The organism is Streptomyces sp. SudanB5_2050 (genome assembly GCF_964272335.1).
Classification (GTDB): Bacteria; Actinomycetota; Actinomycetes; order Streptomycetales; family Streptomycetaceae; genus Streptomyces; species Streptomyces rochei.
The window spans coordinates 2,381,295-2,402,180 of record NZ_OZ186760.1 but is presented as its reverse complement, the minus strand read 5'-3'; the positions used below and the strand labels follow the sequence as shown (position 1 = coordinate 2,402,180).

The following is a 20,886-nucleotide window of genomic DNA, read 5'->3' as shown; positions in this document are numbered from 1 at the left end:
ATGAGCACTACGACCGTTCCGGCGTCCGCTCCGGCCGAGCAGGCCGGTACCGCGCCCGCCGCACCGCCGCGCAAGGTGCGCGCCCGAGGCGAGCGCGGCCTCGCCGGCTCCCTCGTCTCCCACGGCATCCTGACCGTCGCGAGCCTCATCGCGCTCTTCCCGGTCGCCTGGCTGGTCTACCTGTCCCTCGGGCCGGACAAGAACGACTATCTGCACCCCGGGCGCATCTGGTCGAAGATGACCCTCGACAACTACGCGTTCGTGCTGCAGCACACCAATTTCTTCGACTGGCTGAAGAGCTCGCTGATCGTCTCGCTGGGCACCACGGTCATCGGCGTCATGGTCGCCGCCACCACCGGTTACGCGGTCTCGCGGATGCGTTTCCCGGGCTACCGCAAGCTCATGTGGGTCCTTCTGGTCACCCAGATGTTCCCCATCGCCGTGCTGATCGTGCCGATGTACCAGATCCTGTCGCGGCTCCAGCTGGTCGACAGCTACCTCGGCCTGATCCTCGTCTACTGCTCGACCGCGGTGCCGTACTGCGCGTGGCTGCTCAAGGGCTACTTCGACACCATCCCGTTCGAGATCGACGAGGCCGGACGCGTCGACGGCCTGACCCCCTTCGGCACCTTCTTCCGGCTGATCCTGCCGCTGGCCCGGCCGGGCCTCGCGGTGGCCGGCTTCTACAGCTTCATCACGGCCTTCGGCGAGGTCGCCTTCGCCTCGACGTTCATGCTGAGCGACACGAAGTACACCTTCGCGGTCGGCCTGCAGAGCTTCGTCAGCGAGCACGACGCGCAGCGTCACCTGATGGCGGCCACCGCCGTGCTCGTCGCGATACCCGTCTCCGCGTTCTTCTACCTCGTGCAGAAGAACCTGGTGACCGGCCTCACCGCCGGCGGCACCAAGGGCTGACGCCCGGCCGGGAAGACGTCCGGCCGCGGTGCCCATCCGACCCCGCTGCACCGCGGCCGGCCGCCCCCCCACCCACGCCTCCACGACCAGAACTCCGTCTCATCCCAAGGACGACATGAGCCAGCAGCCTTCCGCCGCACCGGCCTCCACCCCCACCTCCGCAGCCCCCGCCTCCGCGACGGCCACCGTCGCGCGGCGCCGCGACTGGTGGCGGGACGCGGTGATCTACCAGGTGTACCCGCGCAGCTTCGCCGACAGCAACGGCGACGGCATGGGCGACCTGGAGGGTGTCCGCACCCGTCTGCCGTACCTGCGCGACCTGGGCGTGGACGCCGTGTGGCTCAGCCCCTTCTACGCCTCCCCGCAGGCCGACGCCGGCTACGACGTCGCCGACTACCGGGCCGTCGACCCCATGTTCGGCAGCCTGCTGGACGCCGACGCGCTCATCCGCGACGCGCACGCGCTGGGCCTGCGCATCATCGTCGACCTCGTCCCGAACCACTCCTCCGACCAGCACGAGTGGTTCAAGCGCGCCCTCGCCGAGGGTCCCGGCTCCCCCTCCCGGGACCGCTACCACTTCCGCCCCGGCAAGGGGAAGAACGGCGAACTGCCCCCCAACGACTGGGAGTCCATCTTCGGCGGCCCCGCCTGGACCCGGGTCACCGAGCCCGACGGCACGCCGGGGGAGTGGTACCTGCACCTCTTCGCCCCCGAGCAGCCCGACTTCAACTGGGAGCACCCGGCCGTCGGCGACGAGTTCCGCTCCATCCTGCGCTTCTGGCTGGACATGGGCGTGGACGGCTTCCGCATCGACGTCGCGCACGGCATGGTGAAGGCCGAGGGCCTTCCCGACCTCGGATCCCACGAACAGCTGAAGCTGCTGGGCAACGATGTCATGCCGTTCTTCGACCAGGACGGCGTCCACGACATCTACCGCCAGTGGCGGCTCATCCTCGACGAGTACAGCGGAGAGCGCATCTTCGTCGCGGAGGCGTGGACCCCGACCGTCGAGCGCACCGCCAACTACGTGCGCCCCGACGAGCTGCACCAGGCGTTCAACTTCCAGTACCTGGGCACCCACTGGGACGCCGAGGAGCTGCGCACGGTCATCGACCGCACCCTGGACGCCATGCGCCCGGTCGGCGCCCCCGCCACCTGGGTCCTGTCCAACCACGACGTCACCCGGCACGCCACCCGCTTCGCCAACCCGGCGGGGCTCGGCACCCAGATCCGCCTGGCCGGCGACCGCGAGCTGGGCCTGCGCCGCGCCCGCGCCGCCACCCTCCTCATGCTGGCCCTCCCGGGCTCGGCCTACGTCTACCAGGGCGAGGAGCTGGGCCTGCCGGACGTCGTCGACCTGCCCGACGAGGTGCGCCAGGACCCGGCGTACTTCCGGGGCGCCGGCCAGGACGGCTTCCGCGACGGCTGCCGCGTCCCGATCCCGTGGACCCGGGAGGGCTCCTCGTACGGCTTCGGCGACGGGGGCAGCTGGCTCCCGCAGCCGGCGGGCTGGGGGGAGCTGAGCGTCGAGGCGCAGACCGGCGAGCCGGGCTCGACCCTGGAGCTGTACCGCGCCGCGCTCGCGGTCCGCCGCGAGCAGCCCGACCTCGGCGCGGGCGACGCCGTGGAGTGGCTGCGCGCCCCCGAGGGCGTCCTCGCCTTCCGGCGCGGGGACTTCGTGTGCGTCGCCAACACCACCGGCGAGTCGGTGGCGCTGCCCGCGTACGGACGGCTGCTGCTGGCCAGCGGCGAGGTCACCGAGACGGACGGCGAGGCGAAGGTGCCGGCCGACACCACGGTGTGGTGGACGCGGGCCTGACCCCCGACCCCGAGGGGCCCGCACAGCGCGGGCCCCTCACCGCGTGCGCGCTCGCCGCACGTCAGGTGTCGCGACGGGCCCACCGGGCGGCGCGGACCGTCCCTTCCCGGATGTCCCGGCGCGGCAGGCCCAGGCCCAGCGAGGTCTCCAGGGCGTGGAAGTACAGGGCGAACTCGTCGGTCAGCTCGGGGTGGTCCAGTTCGGCGCGGCGCAGGGCCCGGTTGAGGAAGTCGAGCCGCCCGCCCCGGACGTAGGGGGTGCGGCCCCGCTCGTAGGAGATCAGCTCGATGATGCCGTCGTCGTCGACGCGCCGGCCGTCGCGCAGGTAGTCGAACGTGTAGATGGCCTTGCCGAGGCAGGCGCTCAGCCAGACGGTCTCGGTCACCCCCAGCTCGGCGAAGGCCGCCGCGTCCACCCGCGTGCCGGGTGCCGTGTCGTGGTACATCAGGAACGTCCAGTCGCCGCTGCGTCCGAAGCAGCAACTGTCCCAGTCGGTGGGCCAGTTGCCGTGGGCGCCGCCGTTGCCCTCGCTCAGGTCCGACAGGCGGGTCCCCGCGGCGACGTGCCGCGGGTCGGCCCCGTACAGCAGGGCGATCCGCTCGGCGTCGACGTTCTCGCCGCGGAAGAACGCGAGGTGGGTGTAGGGGGCCTGCTCGCGCCAGGAGCCGGCGATCCAGGCGAATCCCTCCAGCGGGTCGCGTCCGCAGGGCGGCGCCGGTTCCGAACCGTCCGGGCCGCCGCCGCGGAAGACGCGTCCCCAGCCGGGGTCTATCCGGTCCATCAGCGCGGCCTGACCGGCGATCGTCCCGTCGAGCCCGCGGACGGCCTCCTCGGCGAGGCAGTACAGCGCCTCGTCCAGGCCCCGGGCGACGAAGACCTCGTCGTAGGGGCCGCCGCAGCCGCACACCGTGCCGTCCTCCTCGAGGACGAGGTAGAGACCGGCGCCGCCCCCGCCCTCCACATGGGCCTCGTACTGCTCGTAGGTGCCGGTGGGCGGGAACACGGCCTCGTCGAGCAGGTCGGAACCTGCGGCCAGCCGGTGCCAGGCCCGCTTGAGCGCGTCCTCGGTGATCTCCATGGGTGGAGTATGCGGCCGGGCACCGACAGCGCCCCGGGGAAGGGCCTCCCGAGGAAACTTCCGACCCCGATTTCGCACCGACCGCTGCCCTTTCGGTCGGTGACCCTTTAACATCTGCGTCACCGCAAGGTTTCTGAAGGTTTCAGCAAGAGTATTCAAGCCGGCCTTCAGGGGCCCGCGGCTCCCCACAACGCCTTCGACGATGAAGGAACCCCACATGGCACGCAAAGCCCTCACGGTGGCCGTCGCGCTCGCGGCAGCTACTGTTGTCATGAACCCGACTGGCGCACAGGCCGCCCCGCCCGGCACCAAGGACGTCACCGCCGTCCTCTTCGAGTGGAAGTTCGCCTCCGTGGCCAAGGAGTGCACCGACACCCTCGGCCCCGCCGGCTACGGCTACGTCCAGGTCTCCCCGCCCGCCGAGCACATACAGGGCGGGCAGTGGTGGACCTCGTACCAGCCCGTCAGCTACAAGATCGCCGGACGGCTCGGCGACCGCGCCGCCTTCAAGAACATGGTGGACACCTGCCACGCGGCCGGTGTGAAGGTCGTCGCCGACGCCGTGGTCAACCACATGTCGGCGGGCAGCGGCACCGGCACCGGCGGCTCCACGTACGGCAAGTACGACTACCCGGGCCTCTACTCCTCGTCCGACGCCGACGACTGCCGCTCCGAGATCAACAACTACCGGGACCGGTACAACGTCCAGCACTGCGAACTGGTCGGCCTCGCCGACCTCGACACCGGCGAGGACTACGTCCGAGGGAAGATCGCCGGGTACCTGAACGACCTGCTCTCCCTCGGTGTGGACGGCTTCCGCATCGACGCGGCCAAGCACATCCCGGCGGCCGACCTCGCGAACATCAAGTCCCGGCTGAGCAATCCGGGCGTGTACTGGAAGCACGAGGTCATCTACGGCGCCGGGGAGGCCGTCCAGCCGACCGAGTACACCGGCAGCGGCGACGTGCAGGAGTTCCGCTACGCCTACGACCTCAAGCGCGTCTTCACCAACGAGAACCTGGCCTACCTGAAGAACTACGGCGAAGGCTGGGGGTACCTCAACAGCGGCGTCTCCGGTGTCTTCGTCGACAACCACGACACCGAGCGCAACGGCTCCACGCTGAACTACAAGGACGGCGCGAACTACACCCTCGCCAACGTCTTCATGCTGGCCTGGCCCTACGGCGCCCCCGACGTCAACTCCGGCTACGAGTGGTCGAACCACGACGCCGGGCCCCCGAACGGCGGCCAGGTGAACGCCTGCTGGCAGGACGGCTGGAAGTGCCAGCACGCCTGGCCCGAGATCAAGTCGATGGTCGCCTTCCGCAACGCCACCCGCGGGCAGGCCGTCACGAACTGGTGGGACAACGGCAACGACGCCATCGCCTTCGGACGCGGGAACAAGGGATACGTGGCCATCAACCACGAGTCCGGCGCGCTGACCCGCACCTACCAGACCTCGCTGCCGGCGGGGACGTACTGCGACGTCCAGAGCGGCAAGCCGGTGAGCGTGAACGGCTCCGGCCAGTTCACCGCGACCCTCGGCGCCAACACCGCGCTGGCGCTGTACGCGGGCAAGTCCACCTGCTGAACGGACGTGCCGGGCAAGGGTCGTGAGAGATCGTGAAACTTCTTTCCGTTACTTTCACGACCCTTGCCGCAACTCTTGCGGCGGCGTTACCGTCTCGCCGGGGTCGGACCCGATCGAGCCGTCATCGCAAGGAGCTCACGCCCGTGATACCGAGAAGGCCGGTGCCTGTCGCGCGCCGCACCGTACGAGCGAGACGGGTCGCGGCCGTCACCGTGGCCGCGCTCGCCGCAGCCCTCCTGCCACCCCTGGCCGCGCGGGCGGACGCCCCGCCGCCGCCCCCGTCGGACGCGAAGCTCGCCCGGGCCGAGGCGCGTCACGACCTCACCCGCGAGCAGTTCTACTTCGTCCTGCCGGACCGTTTCGCCAACGGCGACAAGCGCAACGACAAGGGCGGCCTCACCGGAAGCCGCCTCGCCACCGGCTACGACCCCACCGACAAGGGCTTCTACCAGGGCGGCGACCTCAAGGGCCTCACCCGGAAGCTCGACTACATCAAGGGCCTGGGCACCACCGCCATCTGGATGGCGCCCCTCTTCAAGAACCAGCCCGTGCAGGGCACGGGGGAGAACGCCTCCGCCGGCTACCACGGCTACTGGATCACCGACTTCACCCAGGTCGACCCGCACTTCGGCACCAACCAGGACCTGAAGGACCTCATCTCCCAGGCGCACGCCAAGGGCATGAAGGTCTTCTTCGACGTCATCACCAACCACACCGCCGACGTCGTCGACTACGAGGAGAAGTCCTACGACTACCTCTCCAAGGGCGCCTTCCCGTACCTGACCAAGGACGGCGAGCCCTTCGACGACGCCGACTACGCGGACGGCGAGCGCCGCTTCCCCCGCGTGGACTCCGGCTCCTTCCCGCGCACGCCGACCGTCCCGGCCGCCAAGCGGAACCTCAAGGTGCCGTCCTGGCTCAACGACCCCGCGATGTACCACAACCGGGGCGACTCCACCTGGGCCGGCGAGTCCACCACGTACGGCGACTTCTCCGGCCTGGACGACCTGTGGACCGAACGCCCCGAGGTCGTCAGCGGCATGGAGAAGATCTACCAGCGGTGGGTGAAGGACTTCGACATCGACGGCTTCCGGATCGACACCGTGAAGCACGTCAACATGGAGTTCTGGACCCAGTGGGCCACCGCGCTGGACGCCTACGCGGCCAAGAAGGGCCGGGACGACTTCTTCATGTTCGGCGAGGTCTACTCCGCCGACACCGCCGTCACCTCCCCGTACGTCACCCAGGGCCGCCTGGACTCCACGCTGGACTTCCCCTTCCAGGACGCGGCCCGCGCCTACGCCTCCCAGGGCGGCAGCGCCCGGAAGCTCGCCGCCGTCTACGGTGACGACTGGAAGTACACGACCGACAAGGCCAACGCCTACGAACAGGTCACCTTCCTCGGCAACCACGACATGGGCCGCTTCGGCACCTTCCTCAAGCAGGACGACCCGCAGGCCGGCGACGCCGAACTGCTGAAGAAGGCCCGGCTCGCCAACGAGCTGATGTTCCTGGGCCGCGGCAACCCGGTGATCTACTACGGCGACGAGCAGGGCTTCACCGGCGCGGGCGGCGACAAGGACGCCCGCCAGACCATGTTCGCCTCCCGCACCGCCGACTACCTCGACGACGACCAGCTCGGCACCGACCGCACCCACGCCGAGGACGCCTACGACCCGGGCGCGCCCCTGTACCGGCAGATCAGCGCCCTGGCGAAGCTCCGCAAGGCCCACCCCGCCCTCGCCGACGGGGTGCAGACCGAGCGCTACGCGGCCGACGGCGCCGGCGTCTACGCCTTCTCCCGCACGGACGCCGAGCGGGGCACCGAGTACGTCGTCGCCTTCAACAACGCCGAGGAGGCGAAGACGGCGACCTTCGCCACCGGCTCCGCGCACATGGCCTTCCAGGGCATCTACGGCACCGACGACGACGTGAGGTCCGGCGCCGACAAGAAGGTCACGGTCACCGTCCCGGCCGGATCGGCGATCGTCCTCAAGGCCGCGGGCCGGCTCGCCGAGCCCGCCACGAAACCGGCCGTCACCCTCACCGCCCCCGAGCCCGGCGCCACCGGCACCGTCGAGCTGACGGCCGACGTCACCGGCGGTCAGCTCAACCGCGTCGTCTTCGCCGCCCAGACCGGCGACGGCACGTGGCGCACCCTCGGCTCCGCCGACCACGCCCCCTACAAGGTCACCCACACCATCGCCGAGGACACCCCGGCCGGCACCGCCCTGCGCTACAAGGCCGTCGTGATCGACTCGGCGGGCCGCACGGCGAGCGACACGGCCGCCTCGACGACCGGTACCCCGCCCGTCGAAGCACCGCCCACCGCCGCCTCCCGCGACTACGCGATCGTCCACTACAAGCGGGAGGACGGGAACTACGACGACTGGGGCCTCTACGCCTGGGGCGACCTCGCCGAGGGCGAGGCCACCGAGTGGCCGAAGAGCCACCCCTTCACCGGACGCGACGCCTACGGCGCCTTCGCCTACGTCAAGCTCGAGCCCGGCGCGTCGAACGTCGGCTTCCTCGTCATCGACGAGGACGGCGACAAGGACGTCGCCGCCGACCGCACCATCGACGTCACGCGGACCGGTGAGGTGTGGATCGAGCAGGGCAAGGAGCAGGTCGTCACCGAGCGGCCCGACTACCCCGCCCAGGACACCAGCAAGGCCGTCCTGCACTACCACCGCGCCGACGGGAACTACGACGGCTGGGGCCTGCACGTCTGGGGCGGCGCCGCGCACCCCACCGACTGGTCGAAGCCGCTGACGCCGGTGCGGACCGACTCCTACGGCGCGGTCTTCGAGGTGCCCCTCACCGAGGGCGCCACCAGTCTGAGCTACATCGTCCACAAGGGCGACGAGAAGGACCTGCCCACCGACCAGTCCCTCGACCTCAGGGCCACGGGCCACGAGGTGTGGCTGGTCGGCGGCGAGGAGGAGTACCTGCTGCCGCAGCCGGCCGGATCGGCGGGGGCCGTCGACCTCACCACCGCCGAGGCGGTCTGGATCGACCGGAACACCGTCGCCTGGAACGGCTCCGCCGGCGCCGCCTCCACCCAGCTGCTCGCCTCCCGCACCGGCTCCGTCACGGCCGAGAACGGCGTCCTGACCGCCGGCGACGGGACGAGCTGGCTGCGCCTCGCCAAGACGGCCCTCACCGACGCCCAGAAGGCGAAGTTCCCGCATCTGAAGGAGTACACCGCCTGGTCCGTCGACCCGCGCGACCGCGACCGGGTCCGTGCCGCCCTGCGCGGCCAGGTCGTCGCCACCCAGCGCGCCGCGAACGGCGCCGTCCTCGCGGCGACCGGTGTGCAGACCGCCGGCGTCCTGGACGACCTCTACGCGGCCGAGGCGACCCGGACCGACCTCGGCCCGGTCTTCCGGCACGGCCGCCCCACCCTCTCCGTGTGGGCGCCGACCGCGCAGGACGTGAAGCTGGAGATCGGTGACCGCACGGTCCGCATGCGACGTGACGACGCCACCGGCGTCTGGTCCGTCACCGGCCCCCGCTCCTGGAAGGGCGAGTCCTACCGCTACGCCGTGACGGTGTGGGCGCCCGAGGCCGGGAAGGTCGTCACCAACAAGGTCACCGACCCGTACTCCCTCGCCCTGACCACCGACTCCGAGCGCAGCCTCGTCGTCGACCTGGACGACCGCTCGCTCGCCCCGCGCGGCTGGGACGGCTACCGCAAGCCCGAGGCCGTGCCGCTCAGGGACGCCCAGATCCAGGAGCTGCACATCCGGGACTTCTCCGTCGCGGACCGCACGGCGGACCCGGACCACCGGGGCACCTACCTCGCCTTCACCGACAAGAAGAGCGACGGCTCCCGGCACCTGCGCGAGCTGGCCGAGGCGGGCACGTCCTACGTGCACCTGCTGCCCGCCTTCGACATCGCCACCGTCCCCGAGAAGAAGTCCGACCAGGCCACCGTCGACTGCGACCTCGCCGCGCTCCCCGCCGACTCCGACCGGCAGCAGGAGTGCGTGGCGAAGGCCGCGGCCAAGGACGCCTACAACTGGGGCTACGACCCGTACCACTACACGGTCCCCGAGGGCTCGTACGCCACCGACCCGGACGGCACCGCCCGCACGGTCGAGTTCCGCGAGATGGTCAAGGCGCTGAACGACGACGGCCTGCGGGTCGTCATGGACGTCGTCTACAACCACACGGCGGCGAGCGGCCAGGCGAGGACCAGCGTCCTGGACCGGATCGTCCCCGGCTACTACCAGCGGCTGCTGGCCGACGGCTCGGTGGCGAACAGCACCTGCTGCGCCAACACCGCCACCGAGAACGCCATGATGGGCAAGCTCGTCGTGGACTCGGTCGTCACCTGGGCCAAGGAGTACAAGGTCGACGGCTTCCGCTTCGACCTCATGGGCCACCACCCCAAGGAGAACATCCTGGCGGTCCGCGAGGCGCTGGACGAGCTGACCCTCGGGAAGGACGGCGTCGACGGCAAGAAGATCATCCTGTACGGCGAGGGCTGGAACTTCGGCGAGGTCGCCGACGACGCCCGCTTCACGCAGGCCACCCAGAAGAACATGGCCGGTACCGGCATCGCGACCTTCTCCGACCGGGCCCGCGACGCCGTGCGCGGCGGTGGCCCCTTCGACGAGGACCCCGGCGTCCAGGGCTTCGCCTCCGGCCTCTACACCGAGCCCAACGGCTCGAAGGCCAACGGCACCGAGGCCGAACAGAAGGCCCGCCTGCTGCACTACCAGGACCTGATCAAGGTCGGCCTGACCGGCAACCTCGCCGACTACACCTTCACGGACACCGACGGCAAGGAGGTCAAGGGCTCCGAGGTCGACTACAACGGCGCCCCCGCCGGATACGCCGAGGCCCCGGGCGACGCCCTCGCCTACGCCGACGCGCACGACAACGAGACCCTGTTCGACGCGCTCGCCTTCAAGCTGCCCGCCTCCGCGAGCGCCGACGACCGGGCCCGCATGCAGGTCCTCGCCATGGCGACCGCCGCCCTCTCCCAGGGACCGGCGCTCTCCCAGGCCGGCACCGACCTCCTGCGCTCCAAGTCGCTGGACCGCAACTCCTACGACAGCGGCGACTGGTTCAACGCCGTCCACTGGAACTGCGCCGACGGCAACGGCTTCGGCCGCGGCCTGCCCCCGGCCGCCGACAACCGGGACAAGTGGCCCTACGCCAAGCCCCTGCTGGGCACGGTGAAGGTCGGCTGCCCGCAGATCACGGGCGCCTCGGCGGCGTACCGGGACCTGCTGGAGATCCGCACGGGCGAGGAGGACTTCTCCCTCGCCACGGCCCGGCAGGTCCAGTCCCGGCTCTCCTTCCCGCTCTCCGGGAAGGACGAGACCCCGGGAGTGATCACCATGCGCCTCGGTGATCTGGTGGTCGTCTTCAACGCCACCCCCGAGGCGCGGGAGCAGCGCCTCGATGCGGCGGCCGGGAGCGGCTACCGACTGCACCCGGTGCAGGCGCGGGGCGCGGACCCGGTGGTGAAGAAGTCCGCGTACGCGGCGAAGACCGGCACGTTCACCGTGCCGGGCCGTACGGTCGCCGTCTTCGAGCGGGCCGGCTGACGGTCGCGGTACTGCGGTTAGGGTGAGCCCTGCTGTTCACGCAACGGGAGGGCTCATGCCGCAGATCACCGTCGACTACTCCGCCACGCTCGCGGACGACTTCGACCGGCCCGCCTTCGCGCGGGCCCTGCACGGCGCCGTCGTCGAGATCGCGGCCGCCAAGCCGCCGGCCTGCAAGACGCAGTTCCGCCGCACCGAGGACACCACGGTCGGCCCGGACACCGAGGGGCACGCCGTCGTGCACGTCACCCTCGGGCTGCTCGCCGGTCGCACGGACGAGACCAAGGCGCGGCTGACCGAGGCGGTGCTGGAGCTGCTGCGGCAGCATGTGAAGCCGGCCGGCGGCCTCGCCCTGCACGCCTCGGCGGAGGTCCGCGACCTCGACCCGTCGTACCGGAAGTTCGAGAACTGACCTTCGAGAACTGACTTTCGAGAACTGACTCTCGAGAACTGACCGTCGAGAACTAACCGACGAGAGCGGTGAGCCGGCCGATCAGGTCCGCGAAGGGGCCGTCGGCCGGCTCGTCGGCGACGACGCGCCGCAGCAGGGCGGCCATCTCCTCGTCCTGGGCGGCGCTCACCGCCGTCAGCGCCGCGAAGTCGTGCACGAGCTGCACCTCCAGCTCGGCACGCGGGATGCGGCGTCCGTCCAGCCAGATCAGGGCCGTCGACTCGGCCAGCGAGATCCAGGAGCGGACGACCAGTTCCAGGCGGGCGGGCGGATCGCTCACGCCCAGATGCGAGAGGATCTGGTCGTACGCGGCCTGCCGCACGGAGTCCACCAGCGCGTTCGTCCGTGACGAGCCCACCGCCGGTCCGCCGCGCATCAGCGCCGAGAAACCGGGCCCGTGCTCGTCCACGAAGTCGAAGTAGCGGCCCATGACGCGCAGCAGCCGGGTCCCCAGCGGACCCCGGGCGGGCTCTACGAACCGCGCCGCCAGATCGTCCGCGGCCCGCTGCAACGCGGCCTCGTACAGGCTGAGTTTGCCGGGGAAGTAGTGGTAGACCAGCGGGCGGGAGATCCCCGCGGCCGACGCTATCTCGTCGATGGAGACCTCGTCGGGCGAGCGGCGGCTGAACAGATCGAGGGCGACGCCGATCAGCTGCTGCCGCCGTTCCTCGACGCCCATTCTGCGACGTACCCCGGTAGTCATACGAACACCTTACCGATCGAATTCGGCCTTCGAACGGCCCGGATCGGGCACAGGTGTTCCGGGGTGCCCCGGGCCGTCGGGCTACCGCAGCCCGCCGATCGTCCGGCCGCCGTCCAGGGTGCCCTTCAGCTCGGCCCGCGCACCCTGTTCGGCCTTGGCCGTCAGCAGGTTGCCCTCCGCCGAGCCGCTGATGCCGCCGGTGGCCTCGATCGACTCCGTGGCGCGGTCACCCGCGGCGAGCAGGTACCAGTGCCCGCCCTCCGACCTCCACAGCACCCCGGCCAGCACATGCGGGTCGCGCTCCCCGCACGCCGGCACGTCCTGCGCCTTCGCCGCCACCGCGCCCTGGGCCCCGCCCGGGGTGCGGAACTGGGCCAGTACCCGGGCCCCCGCACCCCGCCAGGTCTCGGCCCGGGTGCACACCCAGGCTCCCGAGCCGCTGGAGTCGGGCAGCGGCTGCGCGGCGAACCGCCAGGCGTTCACCGTCCGCACCCCCTGCCCGCGCACCGCGCCGAGCGAGCAGGCGTACGGCGCCCAGTCGGCCCGCGCCTCGGGCCCGGAGACGTCCTTCGCCGCACCGGGACGGCCCGTGGTGAGACGGGCCGGGACCAGCTCGCCCAGGTCGGTCGCCAGACGGGTGTCCGAGCCGTCGGTCAGCTCCAGCACGTTCCAGGAGGCGCACGCCCCGGACTGCTGCTGCACGGGGCTGGCCAGCGGCGCGGTGACCCCGTCCGTCAGGGTCAGCTCGCGGGCGTCGGAGCCGGGGGCGGCGAGGTCCCGCACGGCCGCCCCCGTCACCCAGGGCGCCGTCAGATAGCGGACGTTGCCGTCCGCCCGGCCCAGCACGACGGCGCCCGCCTCGGCCCGGCCGGCGCCGTCGGTGCGGGCGAAGTCCAGGGCGGCACCCGCGGTGCCGTCCTTCGGCTCGGCGTACCGGGCGAGCCGCAGACCGTCGTGCAGGATCACCACGCGCGCGTTGTCGACGGTCCCGGCGTACAGCAGCTGCGGCGGGCCGGACGGGCCTCCGGTCGGGGTGCCCGGCGTCGCCGACACCCCCACGCTCTCACCGGGCCGGGCCCACACGGCCAGGGCCCGGCGGAGCAGTTCCTCGTCGCCGGTGAGGTCGCCGCGCGCCGGCCACACCGAGAAGTCGGTGCGCGCGGAGGTCTCCCAGGCGGCCGGGGCGACCTTCGTCAGCCGGGCGGGGTCCAGGGCGGCCCGGGCGGCCGGATTCTGCGCGTAGGACGGGGCGGCGGCGCCGTCCGGGCCCCAGCCGTCGCCGGGCATGCCCAGCAGCGCCCCGCACACCACCAGGGCCGCCCCGGCGACCAGCGCGGCCCTGGCGTGCTGGCGGCGCCGCATCAGATCGGTGGGCCGGGCCTGCAGCGAGCAGGGGTCGAACTCGGGGGAGGCGAGCAGCGCGTACTGCGCGGGCACCTCGTCGGCCTCCCGCAGCGCGGCGTCCGGATCGGCGGCCCCGGCGGCCTGGAGCAGCTGCCGGACCTCCGCGTCGGGCAACTGCTCCAGGCCCCGCAGCACATAGGCCGCGCGCGCGGGCGCGGACAGGGCGGACAGCCGCTGGTCCAGGGCGAGTTCGTCGGCACCGCCCGAGCGCGGGAAGAGCTTGAGGCCGCGCACCTGGGGCAGCAGCGGCGGCAGCTGGGACCGCTTGGGCCACGCGGGCCGCTTGAGCGGGCGGCCCGCCTCCAGCGCCGCGCGCAGCACCCGCAGGCGGACCAGGGCGTAGCCGGGGTCGACGGCGCGGCCGGTCGACTGGGCCGGGATCACCGGGGTCGTCGTCCGGTTCCGGGGCAGGGCCCGCTGGGTGAGGGAGTGCGCGGACAGGACGCGGCGGCCCCGCCCGAGGCCCGGCGGCAGCACCAGGTAGGCCAGGCGGACCAGGCGCGGATAGTGCTCGACGAGCGCGGCCTCGGCCTGTTCGACGTCGACGACGGGACCGGTCGGGGAGGCGGAAGGCGGTGCGGGGCGCGGGGCGACATCCTGTGACTGCACGTTCAGCAGAACGAGCGAATCGGCGGATGGTCACCGTACCCGGGCGGGGCCCGGCCCGGGTCAGTCGTCGGGTTCCACCAGTGCCCGCGCGTAGGCGGCCATCGACCGCTGGTAGCGCGGCAGATGGGGCGCGAGCGCGCCGAGCACCAGCGACAGGCCCTCCCGGTCGCGGCCCATGCTCGACAGGCACAGCGCGAGGGTGGCGCGTACGGCGTCGTCCAACTCGTCGGAGGGGGCCAGCAGTTCGGGCGACAGCAGCTTGACGCCCTCCTCCGGGTGCCCGGTGTTCCGCAGGGAGCTGGAGAGCTGGATCTTCGCGCGGCGGCCCTTGTACGGGCTGACCTCACCCAGGCCGCGTGCCAGCGCCTCGCGGTACAGCGGCACGGCACGGTCCGAGTGGCCCGTGGAGTCCCAGGCGCAGGCCCGTTCGAACAGGCCGAGGGGGCTGTCCGCCGGCAGTTCGTCGGCGAGGGCGTCGACGGCCGCGCGGAAGGCGTCGGCATCGGCCTCGGGGCGGGCCTCGAACGTCGCCCACACGGCGGCCACACGGTCTTCCCAGTCCTGGTCCACGGCGACACTCTCGCACGGGTCCGCCGCGACGGCACCGGGGCGGCTGAATGTTTCGCGCGCCGGAGCCGTATCGACGGGCGAGAGCCCTCGCCGGGGCTCCGTGCGGCGTGTCGGCGCGACGACCGGCGGGGTGACCGGCGCGAAGAGCGGCGCGACGACCGGAGGAACACATGAGGCTGACCCGACCGATGCTCGTACCGGCCGCCGCGGCGGCGGTCCTGGCGCTGTCCGGCTGCGGCTCGGGCGGGGACGGCGAGACGGCCGTCCCCGAGACGGCGACCGGCAGCCTGGAGCATCTGGCGGCGGAGGCGAGGTGCGACCCGGACCTGCAGACGGACGCCGACACCATCCGGCAGGCCCTCTGCGGGAAGGGCGACGGGAAGTACGTCCTCGTCACCTTCGCCACCGACCGCGGCCAGCGCGAGTGGATCAATACCGCGAAGGACTACGGCGGTCACTACCTCGTCGGCCGCAAGTGGGTGGCCGTCGGCCACCAGGACGTGGTGGCGGCGCTGCGCGGCCGGCTCGGCGGGACCCTGGAGGAGGGCGCCCGGCACGGCGGCGGCAGCCACCCGGCCGGCCACGGCGGCCACGGCGGGCACGGCGGCTGAGCCCGGACCGGGACGCGCGGGGGGCCGGTGACGGTGTGACGTCACCGGCCCCTTGCGCGCCGACGCGGTGGACTACTGGCAGTCCTCCCCGCTGTTGATGCACCGGACCACTTCGTCCATCAGGTTCTCGTCCATGACGTTGATGAAGTCGTTGTGATCGGTGATCGGCTTGTGCAGCTGCTCCGGGAAGCTGTCCACGGCGTACGGGTTGCGCACCTGACCGTTCTCGACGACGGGGGTGGGGATGTCGTACACCAGGCGGACCTGCAGCTGGGGAACGGCCTGGAAGCCGTTCGGGCAGCCGCCGTCCTCCTGGACGAAGGCCATGTGGTCCCGGTGGTTGGCGCTGTCGATGTTCTGGCCGTCCCAGCAGCTCTGGAAGTTCGCGGTGCGCACCACCTGGCTGCCCTCCGGGCAGAGCGGGTACTTGTCGGTGACCTGCCGGTCCTCGAAGCCGGTGCAGCTCCACGAGCTGTTGGCGTTCGCGTCGCCGTTGGTGAAGGACTTGGCGTCCCCGGTGATGATCCGCAGGAACTTCGGCATGGCGACCACGTCGCCCTGCTGGTTCCCGACGAACCTCAGCTCGGCCCGGGCCGGCTTCAGGATCCGCCCGACGTTGCCCTCGGCGCCACCGCCCTGGTCGTTCGCGTCGAACTCCTCGGTGCCGTCCTGGAGCCGGAGCACCGGCCAGTAGTACGTGGACCGGTCGCCCTGGTTCCGGCACGAGGTGTCCGCGTTCGCCAGGTCCTCGTCGCTGGAGAAGGCGTCGTTGTCCTGGTTGCCGACGTAGTCGTGGACGTGGTGCGCGCCGTTGTCCACGCCGGGGGCGGCGATCAGGTTGTCGCTGTTGAACAGGTCGTTCTCGTTGACCCCGCAGTCCGTGGTGAAGGTGCCGGTGGAACCGCCGTCGCCGTCGGCGGCCAGACCGTTGCGGCTGTCGCGGGAGTTCGGTTCGACGTCGGCGATGTCGATGAAGTCGTCCGCGACCGGGCCCGCGGCGCCGTTGCCGTTGTCGTCCTGGTTCTGACCGCCGTCCTGGTCCTGGCCGTCCCCGTTCTGACCGTCGCCGTCCTGGCCGTCGCCCTGGCCGCCACCGTCCTGGCCGTCCCCGGCCTGCGGCTGCTCCGCGGGCTGACCCTGGCAGCCGGCCAGCCGGTCCAGGTCCTCGTCGGCCTGCCCGCCGGCCCGGTTGATCTCCAGCTGGATCCGGTCGATGATCGCCTTCCGCCGGTCCTTCAGCGGGCCGAGGATGGTGTTCTGGACGAACCGGGGATCACCCGCCTGCGCGCGCCGGGTGGTGGCGAGGCGCTGGTACGCCTCGGTGATCTGGCTGTCCATCGTGGCCAGTTCGCCGTCGACCTCCCCGCGCGCCCGGTCCGGTACGCCGGAGAGCTGCTGGCCGACGTCGGGGCAGTCGATCGTCGCGACCTGCGCCGCGGCCGACCTCGTCCGGTGGTGGGCCGGGCCCTCCTCGTGCGCCGAGGCGTAGAAGTTGGCCCAGACCAGCCCGCCCCCGCCGACCGCCAGGGCCGCCGCCCCGGCTACGACCTTGGTGGCCAGCGGCGTACGGCGTTTTCTCGTGTTGCGTCCCATGGAACTCCTCTGACTTCCTTGCGGGGCATCGAGGGCGCCCGACAGGAGTGAAGCGGCTCCCTTCCATACGGAGGCGGTCCCGGGGCTGTTCAGCCGAGTGCGGAATCGGTGGGTCCTGTGGGACGGGTGGGGTCAGTGGCCGCGGTCCAGATACGCCAGGACCGCCAGTACACGGCGGTTGTCGTCGTCCGACACCTCCAGGCTCAGCTTGGCGAAGATGTTCGCGGTGTGCTTCGCGATCGCCCGCTCCGTGACAACCAGTTTCGCGGCGATCGCCGCGTTGGTCCGGCCCTGGGCCATCAGCTCCAGCACCTCCAGCTCCCGGGGGGTGAGCCGCTCCAGCGGCCGGTCCACCGCCGCACGCCGGCTGAGCAGCTGCTGGATGACCTGCGGGTCCATCGCCGTACCGCCGGCCGCCACCCTCCGTACGGCGTCCACGAACTGCTCGGCGTCGAAGACCCGGTCCTTGAGCAGGTACCCCACCCCGCCGCTGCCGTCGGCGAGCAGCTCGCGCGCGTACAGCTGCTCCACGTGCTGGGACAGCACCAGCACCGGCAGTCCCGGCCGCCTGCGGCGGGCCTCGAGCGCGCACTGCAAGCCCTCGTCGGTGAGCGTGGGCGGCAGGCGTACGTCGACCACGGCGACGTCCGGCTCCAGTTCGGCCAGCGCCCGGGACAGCTCGGGGCCGGTCTCGACGGCCGCGGCGATCTCGAAGTCGTGGGCCTCCAGGAGCCGGACCAGTCCGTCGCGCAGCAGGAACAGGTCTTCGGCTAGGACAACGCGCAAGGGATCTCCACGGTGACCATGGTGGGGCCGCCCGCGGGCGAGCTGACGGCCAGGACGCCGTCGAATGTACCCAGTCGCCGCTCCACCCCGGCCAGCCCGGACCCCGCGCCGATCACCGCACCGCCCTTGCCGTCGTCGGTCACGGACACGCGCAGCCGGCCGTCGGCGTGGTGCAGGTCGATCCAGATCCGCTCGGCGCCCGAGTGCTTCACGGCGTTGGTGAGGATCTCGCTGACCGCGAAGTACGCGGCGGACTCCACGGGCGCCTCCGCGCGGCCGGGCAGATCCACGTCGGTCTCCACGGGGAGGGGCAGCCGCAGCGCCAGGGCCCGCACGGCGTCCCCCAGGCCCCGCTCGGCCAGCACCGGGGGGTGGATGCCGCGCACGAGTTCCCGCAGCTCGGTCAGCGCGTCGGCGGAGGACCGGCGGGCCCGGGCGAGCAGTTCCCGGGCCTTCGCCGGGTCCTTCTCCAGCAGCGCCTCGATGGTGCCGAGGTCCATGCCCATGGCGACCAGCCGGGCCTGCGCCCCGTCGTGCAGGTCGCGTTCGATGCGGCGCAGTTCGGCGGCGGAGGTGTCGACGGCGTCCCGCCGGGTCTCGGTCAGCACCCGCACCCGCTCGGCCAGCTCGATCTGGTGGGAGCCGAGGATCGCGTCGGTGAGCCGGAAGTGGGCCCGCAGCAGGAACGGGGTGAGCCAGTGCGCGGCGACCAGCAGGACGGCGCCCAGGGCGGCGGCGTACAACGCGGTGGTCTGGTCGCTGACCGGCACGAAGCCGTACCAGTAGGTGCCGCCGTCCCAGACCCGCCACAGCCCGGCGGCGATCACGAAGCCCTCCAGCGGGTAGAGGGCCAGCGCGAAGGCCAGCAGCGCGGTGACGAAGCCCAACGTCATGTCGACCGGCAGCCAGAGGAAGTCCCGCCAGGTCGCCGGGTCGCGGAGCATCCCGAAGGTGCGCGCCCACGGGTTGGCGTCCTTCGGCAGCGGCCGGTACGCCCGCTGGATGCGCACCCCGCCCCACTCGGCGGCCAGCACCCGCCGCCAGTCCGCGAACATCCGCACCCCGGTCAGCACGTACGGCGTGGTGACGATGCCGATCCCGATCGGGACGAGGGCGAGGGAGACCAGGGTCAGGCAGAAGCAGAGCACCGAGCCGGGCAGGGAGACGAGCGCCACCGCCAGTCCCCGCAGGGCCGACTGGGCCATGGTCCTCGTCCGGTCGGTCGCGGGCCGGCGGTCGCCGCTCTTCGTCTCGATGTCCATGCGCTCAGTCTCGCCGAGGCGACGTCACCGGTCACGGGGCCGAACCCCCCGACCGGGAGGTGGTGCCAGGTACACCCCTAGGTCCTGTCGTCACACTCCCGTCGTCCGCCCGGAGGCAGACGGGAGTGTGACGACAGGGCCTAGGGCTGCTCGCGGGCGGCGGCGAGGGCCTTCGCCTCCGTCTCCGGGTCGAGTCCCACCGGCGGCCGGTCCGGGCGCAGCGGTGCCGCGTCGCCGATGCTCCGCAGCCAGGTCCAGGTGTCGCCGACCGTGTCGCCGACCGGCCGGCAGACCAGGCCGGTGGCCAGGGCCCGCGAGACGTCCGCCGTGTGCAGTGCCTCGTGCAGGTCGCTGCCCGGCGGGACCCACACCGGCAGCTGGGTCCACGGTTCGATCCCGGCGGCGAGGACGGTGGCGGGGTCCGTCCAGCACAGCTCGGCCGCGCCGCCGGTGACCTCCGCGCAGGCGTCGAGCAGCGCGCCCATCGTGGTGTGGCCCGGCGGGGAGATCAGGTTGTACGGGCCGCTCAGCTGCCGCTCCACCGAGCCGAGGACCCAGTCGGCGAGGTCGCGGACGTCGACGTACTGGAGGGGGAGGTCCCGGGGGCCCGGGGCGAGCACCGGGCCGCCGCGCGCGACGCGGTTCAGCCACCACGGGAGCCGCCCGATGTTCTCGTACGGGCCGAGGATCAGCCCGGACCGGACGAGCACCGACCGGTCCGCGCCGAAGGCGTCCAGGACGGCCAGTTCGGCGCCCCTCTTGTCGCGGGCGTAGTCGAGCCGCCCGGCGTCCGCCGAGGCGCCCTCGACCAGCGGGGCGTCCTCGCCGTAACCGGCGGGCGGCGCCCAGGCGTACACCGAGCAGCTCGACACGTACACGTACCGGTCGACGCGGTCCCGCAGCAGCCGGGCCGAGTCCCGCACCGCGCGGGGCGCCGCCGACCAGGTGTCGACGACGGCGTCCCAGGTGCCGTCCGCCAGGGCGGCGAGTCCGTCGGGCGCGGTGCGGTCGCCGTGCAGGGCGCGCACCCCGGGTGGCGGGGCGTGCCGCCCGCGGTGCAGGACGGTCACCTCCCAGCCGCGACCCAGCGCCGCCTCCACCACGGCCCGTCCCACGAACTCCGTACCGCCCAGCACCAGTAGTCTCATGCCGGCCACTGTGCCCCGCCGGGGGCCGTTCGGGGAACGCCTGTCTGCCGACGGCAGAGCGCTCAGCGTCCCGTCGGCGGCGTGTACTTGTAGCCGACGCGGCGGACGGTCTGGATCGTCCCGCGGTGCTCGGCGCCCAGCTTGCGGCGCAGCCTCGCCACGTGCACGTCGACGGTGCGTCCGTCGCCCACGTGCCCGTAGCCCCACACGGTGGTGACCAGCTGGTCGCGGGTGTGCACCCGGTGCGGGTGGGCGACCAGATGGGCGAGCAGCTCGAACTCCAGGTAGGTCAGGTCCAGTTCGCGGCCGGCCACGGCAGCGGTGCGGCGCGCGGCGTCGATGCGGACGAGCGGGTCGCCGCCCCGGTCGGGGGCGTCGGCCCCGACGTCCCCCACGTCCCGGGCGTCCTCGGGGAGCGGGCCGAACCCGCCCGTCGGGGAGGGTGACTGCCGGTCGGCCGGGACGAGCACCAGGTAGCCGACCATCGGCGGACGTCCCGGCAGGGAGGGCAGGGCGTGCGGGGGAGCGGGCAGCCAGGTCGCGCCCGGCGGCAGGAGGTCGGCGACGTCCACCACCTCGTCGCGGTCGACGGCGCGCAGCCGGTGCCGGGCGCCGCCGCCGGTGCCGGAAGGCGCGACGGCGGAGGTGGGGGAGTCGAGGGTGACGGTGGACAGGGAACGGGTGGTCGCCATGAGACGTCAGCTCTTTCGCGCGAGAGGTTCGTCGGGAAGGGCGACGTGCGCGAGTGGGTGGTCGGGCGCGTCGCGGGACGTACGTCGGACGCG

The 20,886-nt window shown here is 72.5% G+C and carries 15 protein-coding genes; 6 read left to right on the top strand and 9 right to left on the bottom strand.

Going from position 1 to position 20,886, the window contains the following annotated elements:
- Entirely contained in the window at nt 1-915 is a 915-nt protein-coding gene (locus tag ACFZP7_RS10720) for a sugar ABC transporter permease (RefSeq protein ID WP_019326153.1), read from the top strand.
- 115 nt (nt 916-1,030) lie between these two features.
- Nucleotides 1,031-2,734: a glycoside hydrolase family 13 protein gene (locus ACFZP7_RS10715; RefSeq protein WP_030977103.1), complete on the top strand. Its 1,704-nt coding sequence runs from the start codon at nt 1,031-1,033 to the stop codon at nt 2,732-2,734.
- A gap of 61 nt (nt 2,735-2,795) precedes the next feature.
- Here ACFZP7_RS10715 and ACFZP7_RS10710 read toward each other — a convergent pair whose 3' ends face one another.
- A complete protein-coding gene (locus ACFZP7_RS10710; protein WP_385634298.1) occupies nt 2,796-3,812 on the bottom strand; it encodes a hypothetical protein in 1,017 nt (338 codons plus the stop codon).
- Nucleotides 3,813-4,029: 217 nt separating this feature from the next.
- On the opposite strand from ACFZP7_RS10710, the gene ACFZP7_RS10705 reads away from it, so the two are divergent.
- The 3 genes from ACFZP7_RS10705 to ACFZP7_RS10695 all read left to right on the top strand — a co-directional run bounded on the left by ACFZP7_RS10705 (nt 4,030) and on the right by ACFZP7_RS10695 (nt 11,376).
- Nucleotides 4,030-5,403, top strand: a complete 1,374-nt coding sequence (locus ACFZP7_RS10705; RefSeq protein ID WP_385634297.1) for an alpha-amylase family protein — start codon at nt 4,030-4,032, stop codon at nt 5,401-5,403.
- 143 nt (nt 5,404-5,546) lie between these two features.
- A complete protein-coding gene (pulA, locus tag ACFZP7_RS10700) occupies nt 5,547-10,964 on the top strand; it encodes a pullulanase-type alpha-1,6-glucosidase (RefSeq protein WP_385634296.1) in 5,418 nt (1,805 codons plus the stop codon).
- A gap of 55 nt (nt 10,965-11,019) precedes the next feature.
- A complete protein-coding gene (locus ACFZP7_RS10695) occupies nt 11,020-11,376 on the top strand; it encodes a 5-carboxymethyl-2-hydroxymuconate Delta-isomerase (protein WP_019326148.1) in 357 nt (118 codons plus the stop codon).
- A 52-nt stretch (nt 11,377-11,428) separates the two neighbouring features.
- Here ACFZP7_RS10695 and ACFZP7_RS10690 read toward each other — a convergent pair whose 3' ends face one another.
- The 3 genes from ACFZP7_RS10690 to ACFZP7_RS10680 form a co-directional block, all read right to left on the bottom strand.
- Nucleotides 11,429-12,118, bottom strand: coding sequence for a TetR/AcrR family transcriptional regulator (locus ACFZP7_RS10690; protein WP_029393473.1), 690 nt, complete (start codon nt 12,116-12,118; stop codon nt 11,429-11,431).
- 81 nt (nt 12,119-12,199) lie between these two features.
- Nucleotides 12,200-14,131, bottom strand: coding sequence for a hypothetical protein (locus ACFZP7_RS10685; protein ID WP_385634295.1), 1,932 nt, complete (start codon nt 14,129-14,131; stop codon nt 12,200-12,202).
- Nucleotides 14,132-14,191: 60 nt separating this feature from the next.
- Nucleotides 14,192-14,701, bottom strand: coding sequence for a tetratricopeptide repeat protein (locus ACFZP7_RS10680; protein WP_385634294.1), 510 nt, complete (start codon nt 14,699-14,701; stop codon nt 14,192-14,194).
- A 170-nt stretch (nt 14,702-14,871) separates the two neighbouring features.
- Here ACFZP7_RS10680 and ACFZP7_RS10675 point away from each other — a divergent pair, with 170 nt between their 5' ends.
- Nucleotides 14,872-15,312, top strand: a complete 441-nt coding sequence (locus tag ACFZP7_RS10675) for a hypothetical protein (RefSeq protein WP_019326144.1) — start codon at nt 14,872-14,874, stop codon at nt 15,310-15,312.
- Between the two features lie 72 nt (nt 15,313-15,384).
- Here the strand turns inward: ACFZP7_RS10675 and ACFZP7_RS10670 are convergent, their stop codons facing one another.
- The 5 genes from ACFZP7_RS10670 to ACFZP7_RS10650 form a co-directional block, all read right to left on the bottom strand.
- Nucleotides 15,385-16,905 carry a DUF1996 domain-containing protein gene (locus ACFZP7_RS10670; protein ID WP_385634293.1) on the bottom strand — a complete coding sequence of 507 codons (1,521 nt, stop codon included), beginning with the start codon at nt 16,903-16,905 and terminating at the stop codon, nt 15,385-15,387.
- Between the two features lie 132 nt (nt 16,906-17,037).
- On the bottom strand, nt 17,038-17,691 hold the full coding sequence (locus ACFZP7_RS10665) for a response regulator transcription factor (protein WP_031016862.1): 654 nt from the start codon (nt 17,689-17,691) through the stop codon (nt 17,038-17,040).
- The gene (locus ACFZP7_RS10660) at nt 17,676-18,953 is read right to left on the bottom strand and encodes a sensor histidine kinase (RefSeq protein WP_046248882.1); all 1,278 of its coding nucleotides are present in this window, start codon (nt 18,951-18,953) and stop codon (nt 17,676-17,678) included. Before ACFZP7_RS10660 ends, ACFZP7_RS10665 begins: the two co-directional genes overlap by 16 nt.
- Nucleotides 18,954-19,093: 140 nt before the next feature.
- Nucleotides 19,094-20,101, bottom strand: coding sequence for an SDR family oxidoreductase (locus ACFZP7_RS10655; protein WP_385634292.1), 1,008 nt, complete (start codon nt 20,099-20,101; stop codon nt 19,094-19,096).
- Nucleotides 20,102-20,163: 62 nt separating this feature from the next.
- Entirely contained in the window at nt 20,164-20,793 is a 630-nt protein-coding gene (locus ACFZP7_RS10650) for a winged helix-turn-helix domain-containing protein (protein WP_223779933.1), read from the bottom strand.
- Nucleotides 20,794-20,886: the final 93 nt, after the last annotated feature.